General features: G+C 70.5%; 9 protein-coding genes. 6 read left to right on the forward strand and 3 right to left on the reverse strand.

The window, feature by feature from the left end:
* Window positions 1–333, reverse strand: a 333-nt coding sequence (locus ABZ260_RS41050; protein ID WP_355628509.1) for a thiamine pyrophosphate-binding protein, incomplete at its 3' end; no start/stop codon positions are given.
* 120 nt (window positions 334–453) lie between these two features.
* Window positions 454–1,308 carry a 1,4-dihydroxy-2-naphthoyl-CoA synthase gene (gene menB / locus ABZ260_RS41055; protein WP_350960152.1) on the reverse strand — a complete coding sequence of 285 codons (855 nt, stop codon included), beginning with the start codon at window positions 1,306–1,308 and terminating at the stop codon, window positions 454–456.
* Window positions 1,309–1,424: 116 nt separating this feature from the next.
* Here menB and ABZ260_RS41060 point away from each other — a divergent pair, with 116 nt between their 5' ends.
* The 3 genes from ABZ260_RS41060 (at window position 1,425) to ABZ260_RS41070 (ending at window position 4,563) form a co-directional block, all read left to right on the forward strand.
* Window positions 1,425–2,600, forward strand: a complete 1,176-nt coding sequence (locus ABZ260_RS41060; RefSeq protein WP_355628512.1) for an AMP-binding protein — start codon at window positions 1,425–1,427, stop codon at window positions 2,598–2,600.
* Window positions 2,601–2,649: 49 nt separating this feature from the next.
* Window positions 2,650–3,006: a hypothetical protein gene (locus ABZ260_RS41065; RefSeq protein ID WP_355628515.1), complete on the forward strand. Its 357-nt coding sequence runs from the start codon at window positions 2,650–2,652 to the stop codon at window positions 3,004–3,006.
* A gap of 192 nt (window positions 3,007–3,198) precedes the next feature.
* A complete protein-coding gene (locus ABZ260_RS41070; protein WP_355628518.1) occupies window positions 3,199–4,563 on the forward strand; it encodes an RNA polymerase sigma factor in 1,365 nt (454 codons plus the stop codon).
* Window positions 4,564–4,687: 124 nt separating this feature from the next.
* Here ABZ260_RS41070 and ABZ260_RS41075 read toward each other — a convergent pair whose 3' ends face one another.
* On the reverse strand, window positions 4,688–4,897 hold the full coding sequence (locus ABZ260_RS41075; protein ID WP_350960138.1) for an MbtH family protein: 210 nt from the start codon (window positions 4,895–4,897) through the stop codon (window positions 4,688–4,690).
* Window positions 4,898–5,294: 397 nt separating this feature from the next.
* On the opposite strand from ABZ260_RS41075, the gene ABZ260_RS41080 reads away from it, so the two are divergent.
* The 3 genes from ABZ260_RS41080 to ABZ260_RS41090 all read left to right on the forward strand — a co-directional run bounded on the left by ABZ260_RS41080 (window position 5,295) and on the right by ABZ260_RS41090 (window position 8,114).
* Window positions 5,295–6,056: a 2,3-dihydro-2,3-dihydroxybenzoate dehydrogenase gene (locus ABZ260_RS41080; RefSeq protein WP_355628521.1), complete on the forward strand. Its 762-nt coding sequence runs from the start codon at window positions 5,295–5,297 to the stop codon at window positions 6,054–6,056.
* Between the two features lie 20 nt (window positions 6,057–6,076).
* A complete protein-coding gene (locus ABZ260_RS41085) occupies window positions 6,077–7,243 on the forward strand; it encodes an isochorismate synthase (protein WP_355628524.1) in 1,167 nt (388 codons plus the stop codon).
* A 211-nt stretch (window positions 7,244–7,454) separates the two neighbouring features.
* A complete protein-coding gene (locus ABZ260_RS41090; RefSeq protein ID WP_355628527.1) occupies window positions 7,455–8,114 on the forward strand; it encodes an isochorismatase family protein in 660 nt (219 codons plus the stop codon).
* Window positions 8,115–8,134 lie beyond the last annotated feature (20 nt).

The raw sequence follows: 8,134 nt of genomic DNA on the forward strand, positions 1-8,134 counted from the left end.
GGTGTCGCGCAGCTCGGGCGGGCGGTCGGCGGTGAGCACCAGCAGCGGCACCCCCGACTCGTGCGCCTCGATGACGGCCGGATGGAAGTTGGCCGCCGCGGTGCCGGAGGTGCAGATCAGGACGACCGGCCGCTCGCTGCGGCGGGCCAGCCCCACCGCGAGGAAGGAGGCCGAGCGCTCGTCCACCCGCACGTGCAGCCGGATGCGGCTGTCGGCGTGCACGGCCAGGGCGAGCGGCGCCGAGCGCGACCCCGGCGCGAGCACCACGTCCGTGACACCGCAGCGGGCGAGCTCGTCGACCAGCACGGTCGCGAGCGCGGTCGCGGGATTCACCGCATCGCCTCCTTAACTCCGCACCCCGGGGGGTAGGTCCATCCCGAGGCGCGCGAAACCGGCCTCGCCTACGCGGGACGGTGCGCCTCGGGACCGAACCCGTTCAGATCTTCGCTGCCCCTAGGGGCGGCGCGGGAACCTGCCGAAGTCGGGGGCGCGCTTCTCCTTGAACGCGTCGCGGCCCTCCTGCGCCTCCTCGCTCATGTAGTAGAGCAGGGTGGCGTCGCCGGCGAACTGCTGCATCCCGGCGGCACCGTCGGTCACCGCGTTCAGCGCGCCCTTGAGCATGCGCAGTGCCAGCGGCGACTTCTCCAGCATCTCCCTGGCCCATCTGACCGTCTCGGCCTCAAGCTCGGCGAGCGGAACGACCGCGTTGACCAGGCCCCAGTTCAGGGCGGTCTGCGCGTCGTACTGGCGGCAGAGGTACCAGATCTCGCGGGCCCGCTTCAGGCCCACGGTCTCGGCCAGCAGCCAGGAGCCGTAGCCGCCGTCGAAGGAACCGACCTTGGGACCGGTCTGGCCGAAGACCGCGTTGTCGGCGGCGATGGACAGGTCGCAGCACACGTGCAGCACGTGGCCGCCGCCGATGGCGTAACCGGCGATCATCGCGATGACCGGCTTGGGGCACCGGCGGATCTGGACCTGCAGGTCCAGAACGTTGAGCCTGCCCACGTGCGGAGTGGACTTGTCGACGTAGCCGTCGTCACCGCGGATCTTCTGGTCGCCGCCGGAGCAGAAGGCCTTGTCGCCCGCACCGGTGAAGATGATCACACCGACCTCGGAGTCCTCCTGAGCGGCGTTGAAGGCCTCCTTGAGCTCGAAGAGCGTGGTCGGACGGAACGCGTTGTGCCGCTCCGGACGGTTGATCGTGATCTTGGCGATGCCCTCGCCGGTCTCGTAGACGATGTCCTCGTACTGGCCGGACCTCTTCCAGTCGACCGCACCGTCCCGCTCGGGAGTCGTCTCCGCCGCCACCTGCTCGTTCGCGCCCGGCTCGACTCTCTCCGTGCCCACGATTGCTTCGCCCCCTCCGCTGTGCCGGGGCCGTCCCCGGCCGTTGTCCGGCTTTCGGCACTAACCTTACGACTGTGATGACCATTCCTGTGCACGAGGAGTGGCTTTCCGTGCAACGAGAACTGCACGCCGTGGTGTCCGCGGCGGGTCCGGAGCTGTTCCGGGCCGTCGGCTCGGCACTGGACGGCCAGGGCCCGGCCATCCTGCCCCTCTCCCCCGCCCTGCCCGCCCCCGCACTGCGGGCGACGCTGGAGGCGCTGCGCCCGACCCACGTCGACGGGGTCCGCCGCGAGGACGGCGTCGGCGTGCCCGCCGAGGTGGCGGTGGTCATCGCCACCAGCGGTTCGACCGGCACTCCGAAGGGCGTGCAACTGTCGGCCGAGGCGCTGAGGGCTTCGGCGTCGGCCTCGCTGCGGCGCCTGGACGCCGAGGCGAGCGAGCGCTGGCTCTGCTGCCTGCCCCCCTCCCACGTGTCCGGCCTGCAGGTTCTGGTCAGGTCGCTACTGGGCGGGACCGAGCCGATCACGCACGAGGGGTTCTCCCCCGAGGCGGTGCTCGCCAGCGGTGCGGACCATGTCTCGCTGGTGCCCACCCAGCTGCGCCGCCTGCTCCACGCGGATCTGTCGGTGTTCAAAACGATCCTGCTCGGCGGTGCCGCCGCTCCCCCCGACCTGCTCGACGCGGCCCGCGCGGCCGGCGCACGGGTGGTCACCACGTACGGCATGAGCGAGACCTGCGGCGGGTGCGTCTACGACGGCGAGCCCCTCGACGGGGTGGGCGTCGGCATCGGCGGCGACGGCCGGATCCGTCTGAGCGGGCCGGTGCTGTTCTCCGGCTACCGGCTCCAACGCGGCCTCACCGAGGCCGTGCGCGACGGTGACTGGTTCCTCACCTCGGATCTGGGCACCCTGGACGACGGGCGGCTGCGCGTGCTGGGGCGGGCCGACGACGTCATCAACACCGGGGGCGAGAAGGTCGTCGCCGCGGCGGTGGCCGCCGCGGTGGCCGAGCATCCCGCGATCACCGACGCCGCCGTGGTCGGCCGCCCCGATCCCGAGTGGGGCGAGCGGGTGGTGGCCTTCGTCGTTTCGCAGGCCCCGCCGTCCCTGGCCGAGTTGCGCGCCTTCACCAAGGAGCGGCTACCCGCCTACGCGGCCCCCGCCGAGCTGATCGTAATGACCGAAATACCGCTTTTGGCCAACGGCAAGCCGGACCTGGAAACTCTCCGTTATGGTCGTGACCGGGAACCGTGAAGACGCTGTCACACGTCCAAGGGATAGCCGAAGCAGGAGGACAATCTCGATGAACGTCACCCGGAAGACATGGGTCTCGGCTGGAATCGTGAGCCTGGTCCTGGCCGGTGGCATCTCCGTCACGGCGGCCGCCGCGGCGGGAGGCATCGGGAAGAGCGGGAGAACATCGGGCGAGCCGGTGCCGGTCGCTCCGCACGACCCCGCCCCGCCCTCGCAGGTGCCGTCGCCGACGGCCCCGCCCCCGTCCTCGGAGGGCTATGTGATCTCCGAGAAGGTCAACCCGGATCCGGAGAAGGTCGTCGGCTACTGGACGGAGCACCGCATGGAGGAGGCCGAACCCTTCCCGATGCCCATGGTCGAGGGCCCTCTGGACGTGATCGAGGATTCCTCGGACGTGACCGAATAGGGCCGTACCAGGCACTCATACGCGGGTGGATCGCCGAGAGGACGGTCCACCCATCATATTTTCCGAGTCAAGTCGGGAACAGAAAGTTCTTGGCTGTGGTTATTGGTACTGGTGCGCCGAGCGGCCCCAGACCGCCCCACCCGACGACTGAAAACTGTAATCAGACGACTCCGTGATGGAGGAGGTGTCCTCATGCCCCCGACCGCCGTGGCGGCCTCATCTGAAGCCCCGACGACCCTCGAACAGCTCATTGACCGAGGGCGAGTTCAGGGCCACCTTTCACTCGCGGAGCTGCGTCACGCCTTCGCCGAGGCGGGCATCAGCCCCACCGAGGGCAGGGCGATCCTGCGAGAGCTCACCGAGGCCGGCGTCAGCCTGGCCGCCGAGAACGAGCCCGTGCTCTCCCCTGCCACCGCCAAGGCGGCGAAGACCACCACCCGCAAGAGCACCGCCCGCAAGGCGAAGCCCGCACCCGCGAAGAAGGCGTCGGCCAAGACCGAGGCCGTGGCCAAGGACGCCAGGGACGCCAAGGACAGGTCCAAGGGCAAGGACGCCGCGGCGGAGGCGGACGACGAGTGGAACCCCCCGGAGGAGCCGGAGGCCGAGACGGAGACCGAGTCGACCTTTGACCTGGACGACCACTCCTCCGTGATGGGCGACTCCGTGCACACCTATCTGAAGTCGATCGGCCGTCGCACCCTGCTCACCGCCGCCCAGGAGGTCGAGCTGGCCAAGCGCATCGAGGCCGGCCTGTACGCCGAGTCCAAGCTGGAGGCCGAGCCGGGCCTGTCCGCGGTCATGCGCGACGACCTGGAGTGGATCGCCGAGGACGGCCGCCGGGCCAAGGACCACATGCTGGAGGCCAACCTCCGCCTGGTCGTCTCCGTGGCGAAGAAGTACACGGACCGGGGCATGGCCCTGCTCGACGTGGTCCAGGAGGGCAACCTCGGCCTGATCCGCGCGGTGGAGAAGTTCGACTACACCAAGGGCTACAAGTTCTCCACCTACGCCATGTGGTGGATCCGCCAGGCCATCCAGCGCGGCTTCGCCGACTCGGCCCGCACCATCAGGCTGCCGGTGCACGTGCTGGAGATGCTCTCCAAGCTGTCTCGCATCGAGCGCGACATGCACCAGCGCCTGGGCCGCGAGCCCACGCCGGACGAGCTTGCCGTGGAGCTGGACAAGACTCCCGACCAGATCGAGGAGCTGCTGCGCACCAGCCGCCAGCCGATCAGCCTCAACGCCACCATCGGCGAGGACGGCGAGACCACCATCGGTGACCTCATCGAGGACATCGACTCGCCCGAGGCCTCGGAGGTCGTCGACCGCCAGCTGCTGGGCGAGCAGTTGCGCGGTGTGCTCGGCAACCTCTCCCCACGGGAAGCCAAGATCATGGCCTTGCGCTTCGGCCTCATCGACGGTAAGCCCCACACTCTCGACGAGATCGGCAAGCACCTCGGCCTGACCCGCGAGCGCATCCGCCAGCTGGAGAAGGAGTCGCTCTCCAAGCTCCGCCACCCCAGCAACACACGCCCGCTGCTCGACTGGGCCAGCTGACCCGCCTCGAAGGGCGCCCCCGCGAGACCTCCCGGTCCGTGAGGGCGCCCTTCGCCGTCTCCCGGACCGCCGCGAGGGCCCTCGCGCCCCCGAGGATCGCACGGGGCCGCGAAGGGTCCGGCGCTCAGCCGCCCATCGCGCTGACAAGGCTCCTGGGGCGCATGTCGGTCCAGGAGCCTTCGACGTAGGCCAGGCATCCGGCGCGGGAGTCCTCACCGTGGGCGACCTCCCAGCCCCCGGGGACGTCGGCGAACGCGGGCCACAGCGAGTGCTGCCCCTCCGCGTTCACCAGCACCAGGAACGGCGCGCTCTCGTCGTCGAACGGATTGGTCATCGAATACCTCCAGCGGGAACATCCCGGGCAGCCGGCCCGGAGATCGGAATCGTGTGCCCCTCTCAGGGAGGGGAGGCGAGCGACGCGCACGGAGGTCACCTGCCGGATGGACACGTGACGACCGTCGCTCCCCTCCCGGATCCAGGCATCCGGGGGCGCGGATGAAGGATCACTCGGCACTCTCGGAGGAAGACCTGGCCACGGCGCCGAACGAGTGACCGGAGAGACCCCTGAGACAGGTTTTAATTAGGCAAGCCTCACCTAAGATTCCGCTTATTGACGCCGACGTCAAGAGGCATATCATCATGACCAGATCACCTTCCACGCCCACCTGACCCACCCCTGACACATGGTGCAAGTGAGGTAAGGCTAACCTAAACATTTTAGTGAGGTGTATGTGACCAACAGGCAAGACCATCCCGGCCTCCCCGGGGCGGTGGCCCTTGTCACGGGCGCCGCGGGAGGCATCGGAGCCGCCGTCGCGACGGCTCTCGCCCGTGCCGGGATGATCGTGGCCGGAGTCGATGTGCGCGACGAGCCCTGGGAGAGCCGGCCAGAGCCGATCGCCCGCCACCTGGCCGACGTCAGGGACCCCGGCCAGGTTGACGCCGTCGTCAGCAGGGTCGAGAACGAACTGGGACCGATCGGCGTCCTGGTCAACGTCGCCGGCGTGCTACGTATCGGCGCGGTGACCGATCTGAGCACCGATGACTGGGAGCACGTGTTCGCGGTGAACGCCGGCGGGGTCTTCCACGCCGTCCGCGCCGTGACCCGCCGCATGATCCCCCGCGGTCGCGGGACGGTCGTCACCGTGGCCTCCAACGCCGCGGGCGTGCCGCGCGTCGGCATGGCGGCATACGCGGCCTCCAAGGCCGCCGCGGTCATGTTCACCCGATGCGCCGGACTGGAACTCGCCCGCCACGGCATCCGCTGCAACGTGGTCTCGCCCGGATCGACGGACACCGCGATGCAGGCGGGGCTCGACCCCCGCAGCGTGCTTGAGGGAGATCCGTCCTCCTACCGCGTGGGCATTCCGCTGGGCCGGCTGGCCGATCCCTCGGACATCGCCGAGGCGGTGCTGTTCCTCGCCTCGGACCGTGCCCGGCACATCACCATGCAAGACCTGTACGTGGACGGCGGCGCCACGCTCCGGGCATGAGATCCCCCGAAAGGTCAGCTTTGACTATCGCATACGAGGCGGTCAGCGCCACCGAGCTTCTCGACGAGTACCGGCCAGGCTCCTCATCGATCTTCTCCTCTCCCCGGCACACCCTCCTCGCCGGAGGCGTCGCCGCCGTGCTGCCCCCCGTGCGCACCCTGCGGGAACTGGCCCAGAGCGTACGCGGACACGGCGACCTGATCCTCGGTGCGGTCCCGTTCGACGACCCCGCCTCGGCGCACCTGGTCACTCCCCTGCGCACCCGCTGGGCCGACCCCTTCCTGCCCGGCGAGCCGCCACGCAGGGAGAGCACGCGGCCATGGCGGATCACCCCCGTCCCCACACCCGCGGGCCACCTGGAAGGCGTCCGGCGGGTGCTGGAACTGCTCCGCACCGGATCGGTGGAGAAGGTGGTGCTGGCCAGGTCCCTGGAGCTGACGAGGCCCGAGCCCGCCGACGTCGCCTCGATGGTCCGGCGCCTGGCGGTGCGCGATCCGCACGGCCACGTCTTCGCCATCGACCTGCCGGGCGGACGGACCCTGGTGGGCGCCAGCCCGGAACTACTGGTCTCCAGGGACGGTCCCGCCGTCGTCGCCAACCCGCTGGCCGGCTCGGCCGCGCGCAGCGCCGACCCCGCCGAGGACCGCCGCCGTGCGGCGGCGCTTCTCTGCTCGGCCAAGGACCAGCATGAGCACGCGGTCGTGGTCCAGGCCGTGGCCGCCGCGCTCGCCCCACACTGCCGGGCACTGAGCGTCCCGTCCGAGCCGTCACTGATCTGCACCTCGACCATGTGGCACCTGTCCAGCAGGATCACCGGCCGGCTCGCCGACCCCCGGACCACCGCGCTCGACCTGGCCGTCGCCCTGCACCCGACCCCCGCGGTCTGCGGCACCCCCACCGCCGCGGCGCGCGCCGCGATCGCCGGTATCGAACCCTTCGACCGGGGCTTCTACAGCGGCATGGTCGGCTGGTGCGACACCTCGGGCAACGGCGAGTGGGCGGTGGCGATCCGCTGCGCCGAGGTGACCGGCGCGGGCATCCGGCTGTTCGCCGGCGGCGGGATCGTGGCGGGCTCGGTCCCCGAAGAGGAACTGGCCGAAACCTCCGCCAAGTTCCGCACCCTCCTGCACGCCCTCGGCCTGGACCTGGATGCCGCCCCCCGCCCCGGAGAGAGACCGGAGACGTGACGGGGTCGACCGGGCCGGCGCCGGTCATCCGGCCGCGCCGAAGACCCTCCTGCCGAGGCGGGACCGGCCGCAGGTGAGATCCCCGACCGGCTCCCGCTCGCGAAGACCCAGCCGAACCACCACCGCCAAGGCCCACAGGACGTACTCACGCCCCCGGCGACCTCCCGTACACACCGGGACGCCGAGCACAAGGTAAGAAGGAGAGGCAGCCGTGGCCATACCAACCATCACCCCCTATCCGATGCCCCGTGAGGACGAGATGCCGGTCAACCGCGTCTCCTGGACACCGGACGCCCGCCGGGCGGTGCTGCTCGTCCACGACATGCAGAACTACTTCGTCAACGCGTTCGCGCCGGGAACCTCGCCGATCGTGGAGCTGGTCTCGGCGATCATCGGTCTCCGCGAGACGGCCTGGCAGCTCGGTGTCCCGGTGGTGTACTCGGCCCAGCCGGGCGGACAGACCTCGGCACAACGTGGCCTGCTGGAGGACTTCTGGGGAGCAGGAGTGGGTGCCGACCCCGGCGCCCAGGAGATCGTCACCGCGCTCGCCCCAGGCCCGGCCGACATCCGTCTCACCAAGTGGCGCTACAGCGCCTTCCACCGCACCCCGCTCCGTGATCTGCTCGCCGAGCAGGGCCGCGACCAGCTCATCGTCACCGGTATCTACGCCCATATCGGCTGCCTGATGACGGCCTGCGATGCCTTCATGGGGGACGTGGAGGTGTTCTTCGTCGCCGACGGGGTGGCCGACTTCTCCGCCGAACACCACAGGATGGCCCAGACCTACGCGGCCGAGCGGTGCGCGGCGGTCCTGGCCGCCGTTCGCGTCCAGCGGCTGCTCACCGCCTCCGCCGCGCACGCCGCCCGCTGAGCCGGGCGGTGCGCCCGGCT

Source organism: Streptosporangium sp. NPDC006013 (genome assembly GCF_040614275.1).
Classification (GTDB): Bacteria; Actinomycetota; Actinomycetes; order Streptosporangiales; family Streptosporangiaceae; genus Streptosporangium.